The organism is Alkalihalobacillus alcalophilus ATCC 27647 = CGMCC 1.3604, from assembly GCF_000292245.2.
Classification (GTDB): domain Bacteria; phylum Bacillota; class Bacilli; order Bacillales; family Bacillaceae_D; genus Alkalihalobacillus; species Alkalihalobacillus alcalophilus.
This window is the reverse complement of record NZ_ALPT02000001.1, coordinates 35,884-58,021: the sequence shown is the minus strand read 5'-3', so window position 1 is coordinate 58,021 and position 22,138 is coordinate 35,884. Positions and strand designations below refer to the sequence as shown.

Genomic DNA, 22,138 nt, shown 5'->3' with positions numbered 1-22,138 from the left:
GATGCTCCAAAAAATTTATGATTATGTTGATGAGCGTCTCGATATTACGCCAATGTGGCGCGACATTGCGGATCACGAGGTACCTGAGCATGTTAACCCTGCTCACCACTTCTCAGCGTTCGTATACTGTTTTGGAGGGTTAACATTCTTTGTTACCGTTATCCAAATTTTATCGGGTATGTTTTTAACGATGTATTACGCACCAGACATTATTAATGCTTATAACTCTGTTGCTTATTTGCAACAAGAAGTGGCATTTGGTGTGATTGTACGTGGAATGCATCACTGGGGTGCTAGTTTAGTTATTGTCATGATGTTTCTACATACATTACGTGTATTCTTTACCGGTTCATATAAGAAACCACGTGAGCTTAACTGGGTTGTCGGAGTTTTAATTTTCTTCGTCATGCTTGCGTTAGGTCTGACAGGTTACTTATTACCTTGGGATATGAAAGCTTATTTTGCTACGGTTGTAACTTTACAAATCGCTGAAAGTGTACCATTTATTGGTGGATTTGCCAAAGCGTTACTCGCAGGGGGAGATATTGTTGGAGCGGTTACGTTAACACGTTTCTTTGCGATTCACGTTTTCTTCTTACCAGCGGCTTTACTTGGACTTCTTGCGGCTCACTTTATTATGATTCGCCGTCAAGGTATTTCTGGTCCACTTTAATTTAATAATGAACGAATATTAATTAAATCTTCGCAGATAAGGAGGGAATAAGATGAAACGTGGTAAAGGGATGAAGTTCGTCGGTGACTCTCGTGTCAAAGCGGACGGACGTATGAAAAATATTCCTAAAGATTATTCGGAATACCCTGGTAAAACGGAAGCGTTTTGGCCGAACTATTTACTAAAAGAGTGGATGGTTGGGGCGGTTTTCCTTATGGGTTTCCTTTGCTTAACAATTGCTCATCCAGCACCGCTTGAAAGAATGGCGGATCCAGCTGCTGCTGGTGGTTATATTCCATTACCAGACTGGTATTTCTTATTCTTATATCAACTACTAAAGTATGAGTATGCTTCAGATGTGGTTGGAACGGTTATTATCCCTGGTCTTGCTTTTGGTGCTCTTTTACTTGCACCTTGGTTAGATACTGGTAAAGAGCGTCGTCCATTAAAGCGTCCAGTTGCGTCAAGCTTAATGATGTTAGGGGTTATTTCGGTTATTTTCTTAACATGGGAGTCTGTTGACCAACACGATTGGGAAGCAGCTGCACAACAAGGGGAAATCGTTGAAGAAGGCGATATTAACACTGAAGCAGAAGGATATGAGATTTATGTAAGTAATCAATCTTGTATTGGCTGTCATGGTGATACGATGGCTGGCGGTGCCGGTGGTCCAACACTTCTAGATACGGAAAAAACTCCTGAAGAAGTCATTAACATTATTCAAAATGGTAGTGAAAATGGAGCAATGCCTGGTGGATTGTTTGAAGGCACTGATGAAGAGTTAGAAATTTTAGCTGAATACATCGCGGCTCACGGCCAACCAGAAGATGAATAATTAGTATCTAAAACTCGGTGAAAGGGAATTCCTTTTCATCGGGTTTTTTATATATATAAAGCGTAATAGTGCTAATTAAGAAAATTTATTATGTTAGGAAATCAACTTTCGCAGCGTATAACCGACCCTCAACCGTTGATAGAGATTAACTTTAGGGCGGTACAATACTCAAATTGACTTTACATGGACGGTTCAATCGTTGATAAGTCTGAACACATCTCTTAGTAGGCTGTTGAAGGAAACTGTTCACTAAAATTAAGAGCTGCGGCTGTCGCGAACAATGTGATTAACTCTTCCTTCCTATTGAAAAAAATGTAAACAGTCAACCCTTTGCTTTAATACGTCATGTTCATAAACGAACAAACCAATCTCACGTTATCTGTGCATCAAGAAATAAATAATAGGCCCTCCGGCTGTCGCTCCCAAACAGACACTCCGCGTCCTTGCCGAGAACCTCATGAGCCTCCTCAGCACGCTTGCGGGGTCTCATTGGACGGTTTATTCCTGCGGGAGTCTCCGTGTCTGTTTGTCCGCTAGATACTGGAATCGAATCTAGGTTCGTTTTCTCATGGAATAAAAAAACAGACAATACTTCAAAATACAGTAGCTTGAGAATGATTTTTCTTCAATGACTCATTCCGTTACAGTTGTAAATAAATCCGTGTTGATGCTCTGTACGTTAGCTAGACTAGCGAGCTTATTTCGATTGGAATCCTGTCTTTTCATAACTAACAAAGTGAAGAAGAAGGTCCTTCTGCGTTAGAAATAGCTAATTGAGAATGGCGATATCATCAAACCTCTCCACCACACTTAGCGGACAAAACCATACGGAGACTCCCGCGGGAATAAACCGTGGAGCGAGACCCCGCAAGGCTTGCCGAGGAGGCTCGCCAGGTTCCCGCAGGACGCGGAGTATGGTTTTGGGAGCGACAGCCGGAGGGTCTATAATATTTTCTTAATGCACAGTTTATCCGTTTTGTGTGATAGTGCGTTCTCGCTTTTTAAACGTGTCAAGGGCACTTGTTTAAGAGCTTCCCTTTCGCTCTGCTAACTAGTTGAACGGGTTTTCACGATGCGAAAGTTGAGTTAGGAAAAAGAGAAAAGTTGACAGCAGAGCTTGTTTAGTAAAAAATGAAAGAAGCTTGGTGAGGCCACTGAAAAAGTGATTCATTTTGGCTTCAGCAGTTTTTTCTTTAACAAAAACGTGGCCAGCGGAATACTTGGAGACTCCTGCGGGAGAAGTGAAACATGGGAGCCCCTGTAGAAATAAATGTATAATAAAAGGAGAGGAATAGCATGCTTAGGCAATTGTTAACGTTATTTGGACATCGTTCAATGCTCATTTTATTACTAATTATTAATGTGCCAGGGACGATTTATGGGTTTTATTGGTATTGGGGGCAGTTGCAAAATACACCGCCTTCATTTTATATTTTTGTGCCGGATAGTCCGACGGCTAGCTTGTTTTTTGTGTTTGTTCTTATTGCTTTTTTAATGAAGAGAAATTGGCCGATTATTGAAGCGTTAGCAGCTGTCACGCTCATTAAATATGGGATATGGGCCGTTGTGATGAACGCAGCAACAGGAATGCTTGGTGGCTCTTTAAATTGGCAACATTATATGCTCATTTTCTCTCATGCAGGAATGGCTCTACAAGCTATTATTTATAGCCCTTATTTCCGTATAAAAATGTGGCATTTAGTCGTAGCAGCTATTTGGACTTTACATAATGATTTTATTGATTATTATTTTGGGATGCACCCTTATTTATCAAGTCATTTAATGCCATATCTTGATTCAGTTATGGTTTTTACGGTCAGTTTAAGTGTTTTTTCTATTTTGACTGTCTATTATTTATCGGTCCGAACGAAAACATTAAAATTATCAATCAACGTCTAAAACTTGTCCCCTTTTTTGGTCTATCCTTGTCCAAAGCTTCATAGGATGGGAGTAGAAGAAGGAGGGACAAAGATGCGTCGTCTTTTCACGTTTTATTTAGGTATCGCTATTGTACTTATATTCCCTTATCCGACTAGTGCAGAAACGGACACAGGTGATCCTTGGAACGAATTAAACCGAACATCCGATCTCATTTTACAGCTTGTTAAACAAGAGAACTTTGAGCAAGCGAAAAAGGAGCTTAACTATTTTTCTGAGCAATTTTTGCAGATGGATTTTAAAGGTGAAGGTTTAACGATGAATGATTTACGCACAGTCACTTTGTCAATTGAAAAAGCGGAGGAAGCATTGACAGCGGCCGAGTTAGAATTTACGGATCGAATTATGCATGTGACGAGTTTCCGTTTAGCGGTGGATGCTTTATCAAGTGAATTCCATCCGTTATGGCTTTATACAGAAGAGTCGGTGATGGGTGCGTTACAAAAAATGATCGAAAGTTTACAAGTGGAAGAAAGACAACAGTTTCAATTAGCTTTAAATGAGTTTTTAAGGCAATATCAAATGATTAGGCCAGCCCTATTAATTGATTTAACACCGGAACAGTTAACACGAGTGGAATCACAAGTTAAGTATTTAGAAACATTGAGAAAAGAAGCAAATAACCTTAATATCTTAACTAACCATCTTGAGACGATTGTTCAAGAATGGGAACAGCTCTATCAACAAGTGAAAGAAGAAAGCTCAGACCCGTCTTTTTTATGGGTTATGTTTACGATAGGTGGAATGATCTTTTTTACGCTTATTTATGTTGGCTGGCGTAAATATACAGCGGAGAAAGAGATGTCCGCTAAAATAAGGGCAAAAGAATAATGTGAATGCTTTGTGAACACACTGTATAAAAAGCCTCTAAAATAGAGGCTTTTTGTTTGACTATAACTGACCTTCATCTGTAAAATGTTAATCAATAAAGGGATTAGGAGAGTGAGTCATAGCATGAGTATGATGTTTATTGTTTATTTCATTTTACTATTAGTTATCCCGTTATGGGCTCAAAGTAAAGTAAAATCAGCTTACCGTAAGTATTCACAAGTACATGCTTCCTCAGGTCTAACAGGTGCTGAAGTTGCGAGGAAGATTTTGAATGACAATGGTTTGTTTGATGTTCGAGTGGAGGAAACGCGAGGAAAACTTACCGACCATTACGACCCACGTTCAAAAGTGGTTCGTTTATCGACGGACAACTTTTACGGTACTTCTGTAGCTGGTGCAGCGATTGCAGCCCATGAAGTCGGTCATGCGATCCAAGATGCAGAAGAATACGCCTTCTTACGCTTCCGTCATTCGTTAGTTCCGGTTGCTAATTTCGGCTCAAATGCATCGTTTTTCTTTATTTTGGCGGGTATTATTATGGGAGCGAGCGGGATGTTACTACTCGGAATCGTGTTTATGGCAGCAGCTGTGTTGTTCCAGCTTGTGACTTTACCAGTAGAGTTTGATGCGAGTAATCGTGCGATGAGCCAAATGGTATCGACAGGCATCATTCGAAACGATGAAGAGCGTGAAACGAAAAAAGTATTAAATGCTGCAGCCTTAACATATGTCGCAGCAGCTGTTGTCGCTGTATTAGAACTCGTTCGTTTTATTTTAATGTATGTTGGCATGAATGATGATTAATAGCACCAAAAGCGGCCGGCACGAAGCCATTAAATAGAAAAAGAATCGAGAGGTTTAGCTTCTCGATTCTTTTTTAGTATGAATATCATTCGGTTTTTTAGTTATCTAACGGCTTTTTGTTCTCATCTAGTGTAAATCCTTCACCGATGACATCTTGTACATCGTTCACAGAAGCAAAGGCATGTGGATCAATTTGTTCCACGAGTGTTTTTAGACGAACGAGCTCATTTCGACCGACGACACAATAAAGCACTTGTTTGTCTGTGCCGGTAAAACTACCTTTTCCTTGTAAAAGCGTCGCACCACGGTCCATGTCTACTAAAATTCGTTTAGCGATTTCTTCCGTTTTTTCGGAAATGATAATTGCTGCTTTCGCCGAGTAAGCTCCTTGTTGAATAAAATCAATGACACGTGCGGCGATAAAAACAGCAACAAGCGTATACATCGCTTCACGGTAGTTTAAATAAATGAGTGAGCTTGTAATAACGACGGCATCAAACATGAACATCGTTTTTCCCATACTCCACCCTAAATATTTAAAGCCAAGTTTGGCAATGATGTCAACCCCACCTGTTGTCCCTCCGTATCTAAAAACGATTCCTAAACCAACACCGATAAAAACTCCGGCAAATAAAGCAGCAAGGGTCATATCGTCATGTAATGGAATCGCCATAAAACGAAATCGTTGAAATAATTCCAAAAAGACGGAAACGCTTAAAGTCCCGATAACCGTATAAATAAACGTTTGTCGACCAAGGATTTTCCAACCAATAATTAAAATCGGGATGTTTAAGACTAAATTTGAGATGGCTGGGTTAATTTCAAACAAAAAATACAGAATTAATGTAATTCCGGTAAATCCACCATCGGCCAGCTGATTTTCCATATTAAAAAAAACAAGTCCAAAAGACATAATGGCTGAGCCGACTAAAATCATGAATACATTTAATGGTTTAATTCGTAGTTTCAAAAGCCCTCCTCCTAAATTTTCCAACATAAAACTACACTTATTATATAAAAAAGACAAAATTTCGGCAAATGAACCTTTTGTATTTGTCAAAACAGAGCGGATTCGCTAACATGTAGTCAAGGGGAAAGAGAGGTGCTTAAATTGACAAAGAAGACAATGGAAGAGATGCAGCAGCAGGTCGATGAATATATCGGTCAATTTAAAGAAGGTTATTTTAGCCCACTTGCGATGCTTGCTCGGATTACAGAAGAGGTCGGCGAGTTATCAAGAGAGGTCAATCATTTTTATGGTGAAAAGCCGAAAAAAACCTCAGAAGAAGAAAAAACGATGGAACAAGAGATGGGAGACATCTTATTTGTGCTCATTTGTTTTGCTAATTCATTACATATTGATTTAGAAGAAGCATTTGATTTAGTTATGAATAAATTTGAAACGCGAGATAAAGATCGCTGGACACGAATAGAAGAAGGAGAATCAGAATGAGTCAGTTAAAAATCGTTATTGCCGGACATAGAGGAAATATGGGGAAAGAAGCCGTTAAAATGGTCTCGAATCACAAGCGTTTTGAATTAGTCGCTGTTGTCGATTCGAAAAATACGGGAAAGAAAATCAAAGACATTGAAGGGCTGATGCCTTTAGATATACCGATTTATGAAGACATTGATCAGTGTTTATCGGAACAGGAACCAGATGTCCTGATTGATTTAACGAATCCTAAATTCGGGAAAAAGCATATGGAAAGTGCCTTTAACCATGGAGTCCGTCCGGTTGTAGGAACAACAGGCTTTACAGAAGAAGACATTGCAGAACTTCGTCACTTGTCAGAAAGCAAGCAACTCGGGGCTATCATCGCACCAAATTTTGCGATTGGAGCGATCTTAATGATGAAGTTTGCCGAGACGGCTGCTAAATATATGCCAGATGTGGAAATTATCGAACGGCACCATGATCGGAAATTAGACGCTCCATCAGGTACCGCTATAAAAACTGCTCAACTAATTACGGAAGTAAGAGAAGCTAAAACGCAAGGACATCCAGAAGAAAAAGAAGAATTACAAGGAGCAAGAGGGGCAGATATAGAGGGCATGAAAATTCATAGTGTTCGTATGCCTGGGCTTGTTGCTCACCAAGAGGTTTTATTTGGCAGTGTTGGTCAAACCTTAACAATTCGACATGACTCCATCAATCGAGAGTCCTTTATGCCGGGAGTCCAATTAGCGGTTGAGACGGTTATGAATTTAGATACGCTTGTATATGGGTTAGAAAATATTATTGACTAAATAATTGAGGGAGAGATCGTTTATGAAGATTGCTTTGATTGCTCATGATAAAAAGAAAGATAGAATTGTGCAATTCGCGATTGCTTACGAACAGATTTTAGCTAACCATGAACTATATGCAACTGGAACGACAGGAACGAGAATTATGGAGGCGACGAATTTAAGTGTTCATCGTTTTAAATCGGGCCCACTTGGTGGCGACCAGCAAATCGGGGCATTAGTTGCAGAGAATCAATTTGATTTAATTGTCTTTTTACGTGATCCATTAACTGCCCAACCTCATGAACCAGACGTCTCGGCTTTAATTCGTTTATGTGATGTGAATGAAGTGCCGCTTGCTACAAATATTGGAACAGCAGAAGTTCTAATAAAGGGGTTAGAGCGTGGCGATTTAAAATGGCGTCAAGTAATTCATGAACAGGATAAAAACGATGAATAAAGTGGATGTTTTAGCTTTTGGTGCCCATCCTGATGATGTTGAAATTGGGATGGGGGCGACTTTGGCCAAGTTGGCACAAGAAGGTAAAACGGTCGCGATTTGTAATTTGACTTATGCTGAATTATCTTCTAATGGCACGGTTCAAGAGCGCCAAGAAGAAGCGAAAAAGGCAGCAGAGATCTTAAAAGTGTCTCATTTGCTTCAGCTTGATTTAAAAGACCGCGGTTTAAAATATGTTTCAAATGAGCAGCTAGCTAAAATCGTCGCTGTTATAAGAGAGTGTCAGCCTAGAATCGTTTTTGCTCCATATCATGTTGATCGCCATCCAGATCATGGGCACTGTTTTGAACTCGTGAAAGAAGCGTTATTTAATGCAAGAATAAGGCGATATGAGGCGAATCAATCATTACAAGCCCATATTGTGGAGGATTTTTATACATATTTTATCAATGGTTGTCCGAACCCAGATTTTGTGTTAGATGTTAGTGATTTTTATGACCAGAAAAAAGCCGCCCTCCAAGCTTATCAAAGTCAGTTTCAAAAAAGGGGCGATGATGCGGTGGAGACGCCTTTAACGAATGGATATATGGAAGTCGTTTCGGCGAGGGAACGTTTATACGGAAAAGAAGCTGGTGTAATGTATGCGGAAGGGTTTAAAACGATAAAGCCTTTAAAACTAGATACTTTATAGACAGAGGTTAAAAAATGAAAACGTTAAAAATAGGGATTAGTTGTTACCCGACGGTCGGTGGTTCAGGGGTTATTGCAACGGAATTAGGGAAACTATTAGCGGAACGGGGACATGAAGTCCATTTTATTACGTCAAGTGTCCCATTCAGGCTTGATCGAGTGTATCCAAACATTTATTATCATGAAGTTGAAGTCAATCAATATTCGGTTTTTCAATATCCGCCATATGATTTAACGTTAGCAAGTAAAATGGCAGAGGTTGCTAAACGGGAGAAGCTGGATGTTTTACATGTTCACTATGCTCTTCCACATGCGATTTGCGGCATTTTAGCGAAACAAATGGTTGGAGATGAATTAAAGATCGTTACAACGCTACACGGAACGGATATTACCGTTTTAGGTTATGACCCATCTTTAGTTGAACTCATTCGTTTTGCGATTGAGAAATCGGACTATGTGACCGCCGTTTCTCAAGATCTAATTAAACAAACGAAAGAATTAGTTGCCACAGATAAAGAAATCGAAACGGTTTATAATTTTATTGATGAACGTGTGTATACGAGAAAAGAGGTTTCGGAATTAAGACGCCATTATCGTATCAAAGAGACAGAAAAAGTGTTTATTCACATTTCCAATTTTCGTCCGGTTAAACGGGTGACAGATGTTGTCAAAACATTTCATAAAGTCGCTGAAAAAGTCGATGCAAAGCTGCTGTTGATTGGAAATGGACCAGACTTGCCAATTGTTCGCGACCTTGTGAAAGAATATCAGCTCGAAGATCGAGTCTTAATCTTAGGAAACCAAAAACATATTGCGGAGCTTCTCTCGATGAGTGATCTTTTGTTTTTATTAAGCGAGAAAGAGAGTTTTGGTTTAGTCGCTTTGGAAGCTATGTCTTGTGGAGTTCCAGTAATTGGAACGAAAGTTGGCGGAATTCCTGAAGTGGTCGAACATGGGGTAACGGGTTACTTATGCCCAGTTGGCGATATTAATTGCATCGCAGAAAAAACAATCGAGCTATTAAATGATCAAACCAAATATGAAGCCTTTCAACAAGCTTCAATTGAACGGGCTAAAACCCTTTTTTATTCAGAAACGATCGTCAAACAATATGAACGTATTTATCAAAACGTATAATAGGAGGAGGGCTGTATGTGCAAGAGCTTATTTCAGCTGGTCAAAAATTATTAAAACAACTAAATGACTATGGTTACCGTGCTTTTTTTGTTGGTGGAGCTGTCCGCGATTTTTATTTGAAACGGCCGATTTCTGACCTTGATCTTGTTACGTCAGCGACTCCAAAGCAAATGCTTGAGCTTTTTCCAGCAAGCTTTCAAATGAATAATCAGCATCAAACGGTGTTAATTAAGTGTGACGGGTATTTGTTTGAAGTGACATCAGAGCGTGGCAACTCACTTGAAGAGGATCTACAAAAACGTGATTTTACGATTAACAGTCTAGCAATGACAGAGAATCAGGAAATCATTGATTTATTTGGAGCGAAATCAGACTTGGATAAACAAGTCCTTCGTTCCATTGACCCAGTAGAGCGTATGACTGAAGATCCTTTGCGTATGCTAAGGGCTCTTCGTTTTCAAAGTGAATTAGGATTTAAGCTTGAAGGCGAATTAGCCAATGTTATCTCCCAACATTGTGAATTATTAGAGCAGGTTGCAATGGAACGGATAGTTAAAGAAATCGAAAAATGGTTTTGTGGGCCTTATTGCCAAAAGACTATCGAGAATAAAACCAATCAAAAGGTTCTTGATGCGCTACCGCTTTTATCTTTTACTAAAAAAGAGCTTTCCGTGTTGAGTACACTAAATCGGTTACCAAATCATGATCAAAGTTTGATTTGGACGATTATTTATTATATCAAGGGATGGAATCAAAGTACGGCCCCAAGATTGCCACTAGCTAAAGTTGTTTTAAAAGAAATAAACAAAGTTCTTCATTTTTATGCTCTTCGAAAGGATTTGGACTGGGGCTTTGAAAGTCTTTATGATGCGGGCTATACAATCGCTCAAAAAGTTGAATGGTTAAAAGAAAGTTTGGGCGAACGATTTATTGCTGAACAGAGCTTAAAAACGAAATGGCAACAATTGACGATTCAAGATCGTTCCGAACTGGCGATTGATGGGAAAATCCTTCTCAAGGAGTTTGAGCAAAAACCGGGTGTTTGGATAGAAGAGTGTCTAAGGAAAGCGGAAAGGCTTGTTTTGACGCAGCAAATAAGAAATGAAAAAGAAGCACTAATTAAAGAGTTAAAAGGGAGTTTTAACAGATGAAGGAGCAGTTAATTAAGCTTTTATTAAAGGAGCCAGGTGCCTTTGTTTCTGGCGAGAAGTTAAGTGAGGAGTTAGGCTGCTCGAGAACGGCGATTTGGAAGCATATTGATGCTCTTCGTCAGGATGGCTATCGTTTAGAGTCGGCACCACGTAAAGGTTATCGACTGATCGAAGTGCCTGATATGATGAAAGCCCATGATATTAAAATTCATTTAGCGACAAAGTATATTGGTCATAAGATTCATTATTTTGATGCGGTTCCGACGACACAGAAAGAAGCAATGAAGTACATCCAAAATGGAGCAACAGAAGGGGAACTCGTTGTCACAAGCAACCAAACAAATGGAAAGGGTCGACTTGGTCGGGTTTGGAATTTTGCTCAAGCAAAGGCGATTGCGATGAGTTTAATTTTGAAACCGGATATTAGTCCAATGAAAGTTCCCCAGTTGACGTTATTAACAGCTGTTGCTGTCGTTAGAGCCCTTCGAAAACAAACGAATCTTGATGTTTCGATTAAATGGCCGAATGACCTTCTAATAAATGGCAAAAAAATTGTCGGTATTTTAACGGAAATGCAAGCGGAACCTGATCTTGTTCATTCAGTTGTCATTGGAATTGGGATTAACGTCAATCAGGAGCAAGACGATTTTGCTGAGGAATTACGCGACAAAGCAAGTTCCCTTTTCATCGAAAGTGGACAAACTTATAAGCGGGCCGAGTTAATTGCTGAAGTGTTAAACGAGTTCGAAGGGTTATATGACCTTTATCTTGAGTCTGGATTTTCGGTGATTAAAACGTTGTGGGAATCTTATGCCATTAGCCTTGGTTCTCATATTTACGCCCGGACAGCAAAGGAAACGATTTACGGTTTAGCAACAGGCATTAATGATGATGGCGTTTTATTATTAGAGGATCAGGAAGGTCAAATCCATTCCATTTACTCGGCTGATATTGAAATGGCTTCTCAAATTGAAAAATAATTGTTATACTTTGAATGAATGGGCTGTATCAAAAATGGAACAGCACCAATTCAACCTTTATTTATTATAGCATGTGAACAGGGTCTGCCTTGATCCAATTAGGACTAGGACAGAGGGATTCATAATGATAACAGCAAAACAAGAGTATTCTTGTTTTATTTGTTAAGCATCCTTCTTTCTTATTGATAGAAAAAATGGATGCTTTTTTGTGCTCATTATGGACACCCTCTCAATTTGAAGGGGGAAATGAACATGAAAACAACGTCAAGCTTTTTGAAAATGAAGCAGAATAAGGAAAAGATTGCGATGATGACGGCATATGATGCACCAGCAGCCAAGCTTGTCGAGCAAGCAGGGGTTGATTTAATATTAGTTGGTGACTCATTAGGGATGGTCGTCCTCGGTTATGATTCGACCGTACCGGTTACTTTAGATGATATGGTGATGCATACTAAAGCAGTCAAAAGAGGGGCAAAGGATACTTTTGTCGTTACCGACTTTCCTTTTTTAAGTTATCATGCTTCTATTGAAGAGACTTTTCAAGCGGCGAAAAGATTGATGCAAGAAGCAGGAGCGCATGCGGTCAAGCTTGAGGGAGCCGATGAATTAGTTGACACGATTTTGAAATTAACAAATGCAGGAGTACCGGTCATGGGACATTTAGGGTTAATGCCTCAGTCAGTCGGTGTTCTTGGTGGATATAAAGTACAAGGAAAAGACGAAGAAAGTGCGGCAAAGCTATTAAAAGATGCGAAGGCAGTTGAAGAAGCAGGCGCGTTTGCTCTTGTTTTAGAGTGTGTGCCAGAGCAAGTCGCCGCATGGGTTACAGAAGAATTGAAAATTCCAGTAATGGGCATTGGGGCTGGTGTTCATACCGATGGTCAAGTGCTCGTATATCATGATGTAATTGGCTATGGAGAAGGACATGTGCCGAAGTTTGTCAAAAAATATGCCAATGTATCAGAGACGATTCAAACAGCGGTATCCTCTTATGTGGAAGAAGTAAAAAAAGAACAGTTTCCGCAAAAAGAGCATAGCTTCCAATCTGAAGTGAAACAAGTTAGCTTATACGGAGGAAATTAGTTCAATGAGAACGTTTCGAACAAAAAAAGAAACTCAAACCGAAATAGGGCTACAAAAGTTAAAAGGAAAAACGATTGGTTACGTTGCGACGATGGGTTTTTTGCATGAGGGTCATTTAAATCTCGTTGCAAAAGCGAAGGAACAATGTGACGTTGTCGTGATGAGTATTTTCGTTAACCCATTACAATTTGGACCAAATGAGGATTTTGAGCGTTATCCACGTGATGAGAAGAGAGATTCAGAGCTAGCTGAAAAAGCGGGAGTCGATTATTTATTTTATCCAACGGTCGAAGAGATGTATCCAGAAGAGCCAATGATGGAGATTCGTGTCACAAAAGGAACAGATGTTCTTTGTGGAGCAAGTCGCCCTGGACACTTTGATGGTGTCGCCGTCGTTGTAATGAAGCTATTTCAAATTATTCAGCCAAATAAAGCCTTCTTTGGCTTAAAAGACGCTCAACAAGTTGCCGTTATTGAAAATATGGTTCGAACCTTCGATATTCCCGTAGAAGTGATTCGTTGTGAAACCGTACGAGAAGAAGACGGGTTGGCGAAAAGCTCAAGAAATGTATATTTATCGGATGAGGAACGGAAATTGGCTCCACAGCTATATCAAACGCTGTTAAAAGGGCGCGAACTTATCCAAGCTGGGACAACAGACCGAGACAAAATCATCTCATTTTTAACGAGTGAATTAAACAAGTTCTCGCTTGGTAAACTGGATTATACGGACGTTTTATCGTTTCCAACCTTAAATGTGGAAAAACAATTAACGGGAGAAGTGATTATTGCTTTAGCTTATCAATTTAAGCAGGCAAGATTAATTGATAATGTAATTGTACGAGTAGGAGAGGAGTTATAAAAATGTTACGCACAATGATGAGAGCAAAACTTCATAGAGCAACCGTAACGGAAGCAAACCTTAATTATGTCGGAAGTATTACGATAGATGAGGATCTAATGGATGCGGTTGGAATTATTGAAAATGAAAAAGTACAAATCGTTAACAATCATAATGGGGCAAGATTTGAGACGTATGTCATTAAAGGGGAAAGAGGCAGCAAAGTCTGTTGTTTGAACGGGGCCGCAGCAAGGCTCGTTCAACCTGGTGATACGGTGATTATTATCGCTTACGGTATGGTCGATGAAGCAGAATTAGCTCATTTTGAACCAAAAGTCGCTGTTTTAGGTGAGAATAACAAAATCGTCGAGATGTTAGGAACAGAACCAGCTTCTACCGTTATGTAAAGTGCATAGATCCCCCCTTGAAGTAAACACTGATAGTAGAAAGTGTTGAAGAGGGGGGATTTTTTTGGATAATTGGTTATTAGAAAATGTGGCATGGGTAGAGGAGCTTCAGGCGAGTTGGGACAACCAACCCTTATCAAGACAAAGAGAGCAGTTAGCCAAACTCGAGAACCTTTCCAATTCGATTTTAGATTATTGGGTTGGCATAGAAGAACAACTGCATTATTTTAAAGAGCATTTAAAAAACGATGACGAAGTGTACAATTATCGTTCAACTGGAACGACTTATTTTGAATTAGAAATGTTTGAAAAAGCACGCGAGCACCTGCAGTTAGAAAAAGAAACAGGTGTAAAAGACGAACTACGTTTATTATATCTTGCTTATTCTTACCTATATTGTGATCAATTTATACAAGCAAAGGATCAATTTCTCTATTTGTTACAATTGACAAAGGATCATGTAATCAAACATCATACTCTTTTTGGATTAGCTTGTATGGCTTGTAAAAAATCAAAATATGATGAAGCAATTTTCTTTTTTGAACAAACAAAAGAATGGTTACCAGAAGACGATGATGTCGTGTATAATTTAGGCATCTGTCATTTTTTAAATCATTCATTTGCACATGCGGTTCGTTATTTTTATGAGGCGATTAAACGAAATGACCATGATGGAGAAGCTTATTATTTTTTAGGCTGTTGTTTAATCGAATTGGGAGAACGCCAAGCAGGCTTTAGGGCCTTAGGTCAAGCTTTGCATTTGTTACATTCAACAGAAAGTTTATTAGGACTTGCTTATATATTAGAATGGAATGGTAAACATGAAGCAGCACTGGATTGTTATAAAAAATTGCATACAGATGGTCGAGAAACAGAAGCTTGTTTACACGGGTTTGCATGGAATTATGGAATGTTAAATAAACGCGAGCTTTCGCTGAACTATTTTAAAAAGTTATTTCAATTGAATCCTACACATCCAACTGGAGCTGACTCTTTTAAATGGTTAGCAAGTATATGGGTTTGTAGTTGAGCTTCTTTTCAGGAAGTAAAATAGAGGTGTTTTAGAATGGAACGTTATGTCGTAATTGATTTAGAGACGACCGGCCACTCCGCTAAACTTGGAGAAAAAATTATCCAAATCGGAGCTGTCGTTATTGAAGCTGGGCAAATCGTTGAACGATTTGCCTCTTATGTTAATCCGAAAAAGGAAATCCCACCATTTATTACAGAGCTAACGGGTATTACCGATGAACATGTCACAGAGGCACCGCTATTTTCAGAGCTCATTCCTTTTCTTTTGCCAATGTTAGAAAACGCTGACTTTGTTGCTCATAATGTTTTATTTGATTATTCCTTTTTAAAACATGAATTAGAGGCCCACGGATATGAATTAAATACGAACCATCAATATGATACAGTTGAACTTGCTCGTATTTTATTGCCGAGTGAAGAAAGCTATAAGCTTGGACATTTAGCGGAGCAGTTAGGGTTTGAACATGAACGTCCACATCAAGCAGATAGTGATGCAGAGGTCACAGGAGAACTGTTTCTTTTATTATTAGAAAAATTAAATGCTTTACCGACATCTACACTAGAGCATTTGCAAAGAATCACGAAAACATTTCGGAGCGATATTGATCACCATATTGAAAACTTATTGCGGCAAGACCGAAAAGCTCAGGATAACCTTTTTGATCACTTTCGTTCATTATCGTTACGGCGAATGGAAAAAGAAAGCAGCGAAAATAGTGAACAACCGCCTCCTTTACAGACTGTTTTGCAGCAATTAAAAGACGATCAAATGAAAGATACGAAGCAAGCATTTGAACGTTATGAAAAAAGAGCGGGACAATTACAAATGATGGAAGCTATCTCAAATGCTTTTGAGAGCAATGAGCATATATTGATTGAAGCTGGAACAGGAACCGGAAAATCGATTGCATATTTATTTCCAGCCGCTTTTTATAGTGTCGCAAATCAAGTACCGATTGTTGTGAGTACGCAGACGATTCCGTTACAGGAACAATTATTAACAAAAGATATTCCGATATTAAAGAAGTTGCTCCCATTTCAGCTAAATGTGGCCTTACTTAAGGGACGAAATCATTATTTATGTTTACGAAAATTCGAACAGTCTTTAACTTATGTAGAAGACGATACATATGATGTGCAATTAACGAAAGCCCAAATCCTCGTTTGGATTACCGAAACGACAACGGGAGATATTGAGGAACTTTCTTTACCAACAGGTGGAAGAACCTTTTGGCATGATGTCAAAAGTGATGCCAACACTGAGCTTGGTTCTTTTAATCCATGGCTAAGCCGTTGTTATTATGCTCGGGCAAGAAGAAGAGCTCAGAAAGCGAATATTATTATTACAAACCATGCTTTGTTATTTACTGATTTAGCGACAGAGCAACCACTTTTGCCTGCTTATAAACACGCCATTATAGATGAGGCTCACCATTTTGAAGAGGCGGCTTCAAACCATTTAGGTCAATCGACTGATTATTTATCATTTACTTATGTCTTTGCCCGCTTGACCTCAGGTGCTGATAATGGTCTGTTAAATAAATTGAAGGATATGTTAGAACGGTATCACTTATTTGAAGCAAATCCTTATTTTAAGATGGAAAAAAAGTTAAAAGCGATGAATGAAGAGGTCGATGAGCTATTTCGAATGTTATTTCGTTATGTTGAAAAACATTACCGCGTTAGTACGTCTGATGTCGGGAGGGTTCGTTATCGTTATCAAAGTTTTAAAGAAAGTGGACCTATATGGGATGCGATTTTAGAAAGCTGTATGAGACTACATGTGTTATGTAAGGACATGTTCACTCCATTAATGAATTTTTGTTCTCTTTTAAACGACTTGGAGGAACTAGCCTATTTAGAAAGAGCCCTATTAGCCGACATCCACGCAATGGCTAAACAGTTATATGAAAACGAGCAAGTCCTATATGAACTGCTACTCGAAGCCGATTTAAATTATGTGTATTGGATCGAAATCGAAGCAAAAGGGGCTAAAAATGCCGCTTTTTTATATAAAAAACCAATTGATGTAGCCGAGACGTTGGCCGATCGCTTTTTTACAGAGAAAAAAAGCGTTGTGCTAACATCAGCGACGTTAACTGTTAATCAATCATTTGATTACCAAGTTGAACGATTAGGTCTTGAAGATTTTGGGGTGAAACGCTTACTCATTCCTACGTCATTTGATTATGAAAAACAAGCAAGACTTCTTTTGCCGACCGATATGCCATCGATAAAAGAAGTAAGCGAAACGGAATATGCAATGGAAGTTGCCATTAAAATCGAACGAATTTCTCAAGAAACGAAAGGGAAAATCCTTGTTTTATTCACCTCGTTTGAAATGTTACGTGCCGTATATGAATATATGAAGGACTTACGTACGGATGAGACAACGACAACGATCATTGCACAAGGTATAACGAGTGGAAGCCGGATCAAACTCATCAAATTGTTTAAACAAAGTGAATCAGGCTTATTATTTGGGACGAGCAGTTTTTGGGAAGGAATTGATATGCCAGGGGCTGAGCTTGAGCACTTAGTTATTGTTCGCTTGCCATTTTCACCTCCAGGAGAACCGCATATTGAAGCCCAGTTTGAAAAAGCAAAGGAAGCGGGTTTAAATCCATTTATGGCCGTTTCTTTGCCTCAAGCGATTATTCGTTTCAAACAAGGGTTTGGACGATTGATTCGAACAAAAGAAGACAAAGGTTGTATTTATATTTTAGATAGAAGAATTTCAACGACTAGATACGGCTCTGCTTTTGTTAAATCACTCCCACCAATTCCAATATCTAAAGGGAAACTTGAGCGATTATTAGAAGAGGTTCAAGAATTTCAAAAAAATAAGTAAAGAAGGATGATTTCATTGTCTTTTATCATCAAAAATGTCAAAATAATCTCGATTGAAAAGAAAACAGTCAGCGATGGTTATCTTGAAATAGATGGAAAAATTATTAAAAAGGTTAACAAAGGTGAGCCACCGATTGAAACACTTAATCAAGTGAGTCGAGTTATCGATGGAAAAGGGAAATGGCTTCTCCCTGGTTTTGTTAACACTCATACACATGTTGGAATGAACTTATTAAGAGGGTACTCAGATGAACTTCCGTTACAACGCTGGTTACAAGAAAAAATGTGGCCATTTGAAGCAAAATTAGACCGAGCTTCTGTTGCAGCAGCAAGGCGGTTAGCGTTAGTGGAAATGCTCAAATCAGGAACGACAACTTTTTTAGAAATGTATCATTTATTTATGGATGATTTTGCTGAAGAAATTCAAGATGTCGGAATAAGAGCGACATTAATGCGCTCAATGATCGGTTTATGTCCAACAGAAGAACAGGAAGCCAAGCTTAAAGAAGCAAAAGAATTCGCACTCAATTGGCATCAAAAAGCGGAAGGAAGAATTCAAACGATGCTCGCGCCACATGCTCCATATACGTGTCCACCGAACTTTATTAAACGGATTGTTGAAGAAGCGACTGCCCTACAATTACCAGTGCATATGCATTTAGCAGAAACGAAAAAAGAAGTCGATGATCATATCAACGAGTACGGTCTACACCCGGTTCATCATTTGGACGAACTCGGCGTGTTAAAGGAGGTTGATTGGTTGTTTGCTCATGGTGTCTTTTTAGAAGATGAGCATTTAGAAGTGCTTCAATCAGCTAAAAGTGTCGCCATTAGTCATAATCCAATTAGTAATTTGAAGCTCGGTTCTGGCATAGCAGCTGTTTCTAAATGGCAACAATATGATTTGAACATCTGTTTAGGTACGGATAGTGTTGCCTCTAACAATACGCTTGATATGGTTGAGGAAATGCGGATGGCTGCATTAATTCATAAAGGAATCGAGCGTGATCCAACGGTGGTGACTAGTATAGATGCCTTACATATGGCGACATTAAATGGGAGCAAGGCATTACAATTTGAAGGAGTGAAAGGAATAAAAGAAGGAGCAGAGGCTGATTTTGTCTTAATTAATGGAAACCAAGCTCATCTACAGCCAGAAAGCCAATTATTTTCTCATCTCGTTTATGCACTAAATAGTCAGGATGTCACCGATGTTTATGTTCAAGGTGTTGCCTTAATGGAAAATAAACAATTACTAACATTGGATGAGGAAAAGATTATTTATGAAGCAAACCACGAATTTCGTCAAGTGATGTCACGCCTATAAATAATACCCGCACAAATGAATTGTGCAGGTACGAGTGAGGTGTGGATAGAAATTTTATTTTTTTCTTGCTCAAACCGTAATGGAAAATTGGTTTGTCTAATCGACATTGGAAAAGCACGGTGTGTATCCAATCCATTACGGCTTAGAAGCGAAATATGCTGTTTTTGTTCTTGGAATAAAGCAGAAATCGATTTCGTTTGTTTCGACATCATTCCGCCTCCTTGCTTGAGTATAATATTAGTATGGGATGAATGGACATAACTATGACTAGTAATACTTTCTGAAACAGGATATATTTATAACGGAATCATACAAAAAAAAGGTGGATTTTAAATGGAGAATAAAATTGAAGTTTTATCAACAGTTAGGGTGCAAAAATCAGCTGATTTATACAAAATTGTCGATTCCCTAAATCGTACATTAAAAGAAAAAGATTTAATGTTTGGATTAGCTCTTGATCAAGAGAATGAAGAACAAATGGTGTTCACGATTTATAAAACTTAGGTAGGGGATCAATATGAAAAAGTGGATTATCTCAAGTGTCTTCCTCCTGTTTATCACGTTTATAGGTGTTGCTTTTTATATGTACCAACTCGTGCGCGAGCCTTTAACCGAAGCGTATGAGCAAGTTCTTGTTTATGTTGAAAATGAACAATTATTACATGACATTAGTGATATTAATTATTATCATGGCACAGAAACCTATTATGTGATAACGGGTGAAGATGAAGATGGTGATACGGCTTACTTATGGTTAAAAGAGGATTTGAGCTTTTATGACCTTTATAAACAGTCTGATGGGATTACAGCTGAGGCGGCAATGGCGATCGTTCATCAAGATTATGGAGCGGAAGAAGTAGTTCAAGTTCGTTTAGGTTATGAACGAAATATGCCTGCTTATGAAGTCATGTTTATTGATGATGAAAATCGTCAAAGCTATTATTATGTGACGTTTGAAGAGGGAGCTTTTATGAAAAGGTACCATTTGAATCGAGATTAACAAAGTAGCGAAGATTCTATGTTAATATAGGAAAACAATTGACTTCAAAATTCAGCCAACTGTATAATAAAGAGCGTGATAAAAGGAAATGTTTGAAGTAATGGAGGGTATATATTGAAAACTACAATCGCAAAAGTTGGACAATTTGTCGACCAGACCGTAACAATCGGAGCTTGGATTGCCAATAAACGTTCAAGTGGAAAAATTGCTTTTTTACAATTAAGAGACGGTACAGGCTTTATTCAAGGGGTCGTTGTGAAAGCGGAAGTCGGCGAGGAGATTTTTGCAAAAGCTAAAGCAATCACACAAGAATCCTCTCTTTATGTAACAGGAATCGTTCGTGAAGATGAAAGAGCCCCATCTGGTTATGAATTAACGGTAACAGATGTAGAACTCATACACGAAGCAGTCGACTATCCGATTACACCGAAAGAGCATGGCACTGAATTTTTAATGGATCATCGTCATTTATGGATTCGTTCTAAACGTCAGCATGCGGTTATGAAAATAAGAAATGAAATCATCCGTTCTACATATGAATTTTTTAATGAAAACGGCTTTGTTAAAGTTGATCCGCCTATTTTAACAGGAAGTGCCCCAGAAGGTACAAGTGAGTTATTTGCGACTAAATATTTTGATGAGGATGCTTACCTTTCTCAAAGTGGACAGCTTTATATGGAAGCAGCTGCGATGGCTTTAGGTCGTGTTTTCTCTTTCGGCCCGACATTCCGTGCTGAAAAATCGAAAACCCGTCGTCATTTAATTGAGTTTTGGATGATTGAACCGGAGATGGCTTTTGTTGAATTTGAAGAAAACTTAGAAGTGCAGGAGCAATATGTTTCTTATCTTGCCCAATCTGTCTTAAAAAACTGTCAAATTGAATTAAAAACACTCGGCCGCGACTTAGAAAAATTGGAGAAAATTCAAGCTCCATTTGCTCGGATTACGTATGATGATGCTGTAACATTTTTGCATAAAGAAGGCTTTGATGATATTGAATGGGGCGATGACTTCGGTTCTCCACACGAGACAGCGATCGCTAACCATTATGATAAACCAGTGTTTATTACTCATTATCCAACATCGTTAAAACCATTTTATATGCAGCCTGATCCAAACCGACCTGAAGTGGTTTTATGTGCCGACTTAATCGCTCCAGAAGGTTATGGAGAAATCATCGGTGGTTCAGAACGTATTCATGATATGGAATTGCTTGAGCAAAGACTTGATGAGCATAAACTGGATTTAAATGCGTATGAGTGGTATTTACAATTAAGAAAATATGGCTCTGTGCCACATTCTGGATTCGGTCTTGGGTTAGAACGGACCGTTGCTTGGTTATCTGGAGTCGAGCATGTCCGTGAAACGATTCCATTCCCACGTTTATTAAATCGTTTATATCCATAATGATTACAAAGGAACAATCAAAGTTCGGGAAGTGTCAATAAATGGCGCCCGGGCTTTTTTTGTTCAATAAATGATTTTAACAAGAACCTTTAATACAAAACCAGCCCACATCGTCATTTCGTAAGGAACTACTGAAAAAGTCTCTTGAGCAACCTTTATAGGGAGGAGTACTAGGCAATTAAGTTATTCATTAGTTCGTCAATCACAGCATCAAGCCGTTTTTTCATTAACCAAAACGGAGCCAGTGCAATACCCGGAGACTCCTGCGGGAAAAGTGAGACAAGGGAGACCCCGCAAGCTTTGCTGAGGAGGCTCCCGGTTCACCCGCGGAACGCGTAGGGTATGAAGCTGGCGGAGTAAGCTAACTAATGTAACTATAATCAACGCGTAGACTGTTTTTCCATGTCTTTCTCTTGAAGTAGGCAGCAGACACCATTTGCCGCAAATAACAGAGCAAGCTCAA

23 protein-coding genes are annotated in these 22,138 nt (G+C 38.9%); 21 read left to right on the top strand and 2 right to left on the bottom strand.

The features are described 5' to 3' along the window. Position 1 precedes the first annotated feature (1 nt). The 5 genes from qcrB to BALCAV_RS00245 all read left to right on the top strand — a co-directional run bounded on the left by qcrB (position 2) and on the right by BALCAV_RS00245 (position 5,081). Positions 2 to 673 carry a menaquinol-cytochrome c reductase cytochrome b subunit gene (gene qcrB, locus BALCAV_RS00265; protein WP_003323144.1) on the top strand — a complete coding sequence of 224 codons (672 nt, stop codon included), beginning with the start codon at positions 2 to 4 and terminating at the stop codon, positions 671 to 673. Between the two features lie 52 nt (positions 674 to 725). Beyond that, the gene (locus BALCAV_RS00260) at positions 726 to 1,508 is read left to right on the top strand and encodes a menaquinol-cytochrome c reductase cytochrome b/c subunit (RefSeq protein ID WP_003323143.1); all 783 of its coding nucleotides are present in this window, start codon (positions 726 to 728) and stop codon (positions 1,506 to 1,508) included. 1,296 nt (positions 1,509 to 2,804) lie between these two features. Then, entirely contained in the window at positions 2,805 to 3,407 is a 603-nt protein-coding gene (locus BALCAV_RS00255; RefSeq protein WP_003322421.1) for a DUF1405 domain-containing protein, read from the top strand. A gap of 72 nt (positions 3,408 to 3,479) precedes the next feature. Next, complete coding sequence (gene ypjB / locus BALCAV_RS00250) at positions 3,480 to 4,277, top strand: sporulation protein YpjB (RefSeq protein WP_003322420.1); 798 nt, start codon at positions 3,480 to 3,482, stop codon at positions 4,275 to 4,277. Between the two features lie 129 nt (positions 4,278 to 4,406). Continuing rightward, the gene (locus BALCAV_RS00245) at positions 4,407 to 5,081 is read left to right on the top strand and encodes a zinc metallopeptidase (RefSeq protein ID WP_003322419.1); all 675 of its coding nucleotides are present in this window, start codon (positions 4,407 to 4,409) and stop codon (positions 5,079 to 5,081) included. Between the two features lie 97 nt (positions 5,082 to 5,178). Here the strand turns inward: BALCAV_RS00245 and BALCAV_RS00240 are convergent, their stop codons facing one another. Further along, a complete protein-coding gene (locus BALCAV_RS00240) occupies positions 5,179 to 6,051 on the bottom strand; it encodes a YitT family protein (protein ID WP_003322418.1) in 873 nt (290 codons plus the stop codon). Between the two features lie 156 nt (positions 6,052 to 6,207). Here BALCAV_RS00240 and BALCAV_RS00235 point away from each other — a divergent pair, with 156 nt between their 5' ends. From BALCAV_RS00235 to BALCAV_RS00175, 13 genes are all read left to right on the top strand, one after another. Beyond that, complete coding sequence (locus BALCAV_RS00235; RefSeq protein WP_200880875.1) at positions 6,208 to 6,534, top strand: nucleotide pyrophosphohydrolase; 327 nt, start codon at positions 6,208 to 6,210, stop codon at positions 6,532 to 6,534. Further along, positions 6,531 to 7,331 carry a 4-hydroxy-tetrahydrodipicolinate reductase gene (gene dapB / locus BALCAV_RS00230; RefSeq protein WP_003322415.1) on the top strand — a complete coding sequence of 267 codons (801 nt, stop codon included), beginning with the start codon at positions 6,531 to 6,533 and terminating at the stop codon, positions 7,329 to 7,331. The genes BALCAV_RS00235 and dapB overlap by 4 nt, the downstream gene beginning before the upstream one ends. Before the next feature lie 22 nt (positions 7,332 to 7,353). Further along, positions 7,354 to 7,770 carry a methylglyoxal synthase gene (mgsA, locus tag BALCAV_RS00225; RefSeq protein ID WP_003322414.1) on the top strand — a complete coding sequence of 139 codons (417 nt, stop codon included), beginning with the start codon at positions 7,354 to 7,356 and terminating at the stop codon, positions 7,768 to 7,770. After that, positions 7,763 to 8,461: a bacillithiol biosynthesis deacetylase BshB1 gene (gene bshB1, locus BALCAV_RS00220; protein WP_003322411.1), complete on the top strand. Its 699-nt coding sequence runs from the start codon at positions 7,763 to 7,765 to the stop codon at positions 8,459 to 8,461. The genes mgsA and bshB1 overlap by 8 nt, the downstream gene beginning before the upstream one ends. Before the next feature lie 14 nt (positions 8,462 to 8,475). After that, a complete protein-coding gene (gene bshA, locus BALCAV_RS00215) occupies positions 8,476 to 9,597 on the top strand; it encodes an N-acetyl-alpha-D-glucosaminyl L-malate synthase BshA (protein WP_003322410.1) in 1,122 nt (373 codons plus the stop codon). A gap of 17 nt (positions 9,598 to 9,614) precedes the next feature. Next, positions 9,615 to 10,748, top strand: a complete 1,134-nt coding sequence (locus tag BALCAV_RS00210) for a CCA tRNA nucleotidyltransferase (protein ID WP_003322409.1) — start codon at positions 9,615 to 9,617, stop codon at positions 10,746 to 10,748. Continuing rightward, positions 10,745 to 11,728: a biotin--[acetyl-CoA-carboxylase] ligase gene (locus tag BALCAV_RS00205; RefSeq protein WP_003322408.1), complete on the top strand. Its 984-nt coding sequence runs from the start codon at positions 10,745 to 10,747 to the stop codon at positions 11,726 to 11,728. The genes BALCAV_RS00210 and BALCAV_RS00205 overlap by 4 nt, the downstream gene beginning before the upstream one ends. A gap of 252 nt (positions 11,729 to 11,980) precedes the next feature. Continuing rightward, positions 11,981 to 12,811 (top strand): 3-methyl-2-oxobutanoate hydroxymethyltransferase, encoded by an 831-nt coding sequence (panB, locus tag BALCAV_RS00200; protein WP_003322407.1) that lies wholly within the window; start codon positions 11,981 to 11,983, stop codon positions 12,809 to 12,811. A 4-nt stretch (positions 12,812 to 12,815) separates the two neighbouring features. After that, positions 12,816 to 13,673: a pantoate--beta-alanine ligase gene (gene panC / locus BALCAV_RS00195; RefSeq protein ID WP_003322406.1), complete on the top strand. Its 858-nt coding sequence runs from the start codon at positions 12,816 to 12,818 to the stop codon at positions 13,671 to 13,673. 2 nt (positions 13,674 to 13,675) lie between these two features. Next, positions 13,676 to 14,059, top strand: coding sequence for an aspartate 1-decarboxylase (gene panD, locus BALCAV_RS00190; RefSeq protein ID WP_003322405.1), 384 nt, complete (start codon positions 13,676 to 13,678; stop codon positions 14,057 to 14,059). 64 nt (positions 14,060 to 14,123) lie between these two features. Beyond that, positions 14,124 to 15,089, top strand: coding sequence for a tetratricopeptide repeat protein (locus BALCAV_RS00185; protein ID WP_003322403.1), 966 nt, complete (start codon positions 14,124 to 14,126; stop codon positions 15,087 to 15,089). Between the two features lie 36 nt (positions 15,090 to 15,125). Beyond that, a complete protein-coding gene (dinG, locus tag BALCAV_RS00180) occupies positions 15,126 to 17,942 on the top strand; it encodes an ATP-dependent DNA helicase DinG (RefSeq protein ID WP_003322402.1) in 2,817 nt (938 codons plus the stop codon). A 6-nt stretch (positions 17,943 to 17,948) separates the two neighbouring features. Further along, complete coding sequence (locus BALCAV_RS00175; RefSeq protein WP_052044308.1) at positions 17,949 to 19,268, top strand: amidohydrolase; 1,320 nt, start codon at positions 17,949 to 17,951, stop codon at positions 19,266 to 19,268. Here the strand turns inward: BALCAV_RS00175 and BALCAV_RS00170 are convergent. Further along, the gene (locus tag BALCAV_RS00170) at positions 19,247 to 19,477 is read right to left on the bottom strand and encodes a hypothetical protein (protein ID WP_040323186.1); all 231 of its coding nucleotides are present in this window, start codon (positions 19,475 to 19,477) and stop codon (positions 19,247 to 19,249) included. The two genes, BALCAV_RS00175 and BALCAV_RS00170, sit on opposite strands and share 22 nt — an antisense overlap. A gap of 124 nt (positions 19,478 to 19,601) precedes the next feature. Here BALCAV_RS00170 and BALCAV_RS21390 point away from each other — a divergent pair, with 124 nt between their 5' ends. The 3 genes from BALCAV_RS21390 (at position 19,602) to asnS (ending at position 21,675) form a co-directional block, all read left to right on the top strand. Beyond that, complete coding sequence (locus BALCAV_RS21390) at positions 19,602 to 19,772, top strand: YpmA family protein (protein WP_003322399.1); 171 nt, start codon at positions 19,602 to 19,604, stop codon at positions 19,770 to 19,772. Positions 19,773 to 19,785: 13 nt separating this feature from the next. Continuing rightward, complete coding sequence (locus BALCAV_RS00165) at positions 19,786 to 20,268, top strand: cell wall elongation regulator TseB-like domain-containing protein (RefSeq protein ID WP_003322398.1); 483 nt, start codon at positions 19,786 to 19,788, stop codon at positions 20,266 to 20,268. 114 nt (positions 20,269 to 20,382) lie between these two features. After that, positions 20,383 to 21,675 carry an asparagine--tRNA ligase gene (gene asnS, locus BALCAV_RS00160; protein ID WP_003322397.1) on the top strand — a complete coding sequence of 431 codons (1,293 nt, stop codon included), beginning with the start codon at positions 20,383 to 20,385 and terminating at the stop codon, positions 21,673 to 21,675. Positions 21,676 to 22,138: the final 463 nt, after the last annotated feature.

Coding starts and splice junctions, on each gene's coding strand:
- mgsA (WP_003322414.1), top strand. CDS start 7,354: ATGAAGATTGCTTTGATTGCTCATGATAAAAAGAAAGATAGAATTGTG.
- BALCAV_RS00235 (WP_200880875.1), top strand. CDS start 6,208: ATGGAAGAGATGCAGCAGCAGGTCGATGAATATATCGGTCAATTTAAA.
- BALCAV_RS00260 (WP_003323143.1), top strand. CDS start 726: ATGAAACGTGGTAAAGGGATGAAGTTCGTCGGTGACTCTCGTGTCAAA.
- BALCAV_RS00255 (WP_003322421.1), top strand. CDS start 2,805: ATGCTTAGGCAATTGTTAACGTTATTTGGACATCGTTCAATGCTCATT.
- ypjB (WP_003322420.1), top strand. CDS start 3,480: ATGCGTCGTCTTTTCACGTTTTATTTAGGTATCGCTATTGTACTTATA.
- bshB1 (WP_003322411.1), top strand. CDS start 7,763: ATGAATAAAGTGGATGTTTTAGCTTTTGGTGCCCATCCTGATGATGTT.
- dinG (WP_003322402.1), top strand. CDS start 15,126: ATGGAACGTTATGTCGTAATTGATTTAGAGACGACCGGCCACTCCGCT.
- BALCAV_RS00170 (WP_040323186.1), bottom strand. CDS start 19,477: ATGTCGAAACAAACGAAATCGATTTCTGCTTTATTCCAAGAACAAAAA.
- BALCAV_RS00165 (WP_003322398.1), top strand. CDS start 19,786: ATGAAAAAGTGGATTATCTCAAGTGTCTTCCTCCTGTTTATCACGTTT.
- bshA (WP_003322410.1), top strand. CDS start 8,476: ATGAAAACGTTAAAAATAGGGATTAGTTGTTACCCGACGGTCGGTGGT.
- panB (WP_003322407.1), top strand. CDS start 11,981: ATGAAAACAACGTCAAGCTTTTTGAAAATGAAGCAGAATAAGGAAAAG.
- BALCAV_RS00205 (WP_003322408.1), top strand. CDS start 10,745: ATGAAGGAGCAGTTAATTAAGCTTTTATTAAAGGAGCCAGGTGCCTTT.
- dapB (WP_003322415.1), top strand. CDS start 6,531: ATGAGTCAGTTAAAAATCGTTATTGCCGGACATAGAGGAAATATGGGG.
- qcrB (WP_003323144.1), top strand. CDS start 2: ATGCTCCAAAAAATTTATGATTATGTTGATGAGCGTCTCGATATTACG.
- BALCAV_RS21390 (WP_003322399.1), top strand. CDS start 19,602: ATGGAGAATAAAATTGAAGTTTTATCAACAGTTAGGGTGCAAAAATCA.
- BALCAV_RS00175 (WP_052044308.1), top strand. CDS start 17,949: ATGATTTCATTGTCTTTTATCATCAAAAATGTCAAAATAATCTCGATT.
- panD (WP_003322405.1), top strand. CDS start 13,676: ATGTTACGCACAATGATGAGAGCAAAACTTCATAGAGCAACCGTAACG.
- BALCAV_RS00245 (WP_003322419.1), top strand. CDS start 4,407: ATGATGTTTATTGTTTATTTCATTTTACTATTAGTTATCCCGTTATGG.
- panC (WP_003322406.1), top strand. CDS start 12,816: ATGAGAACGTTTCGAACAAAAAAAGAAACTCAAACCGAAATAGGGCTA.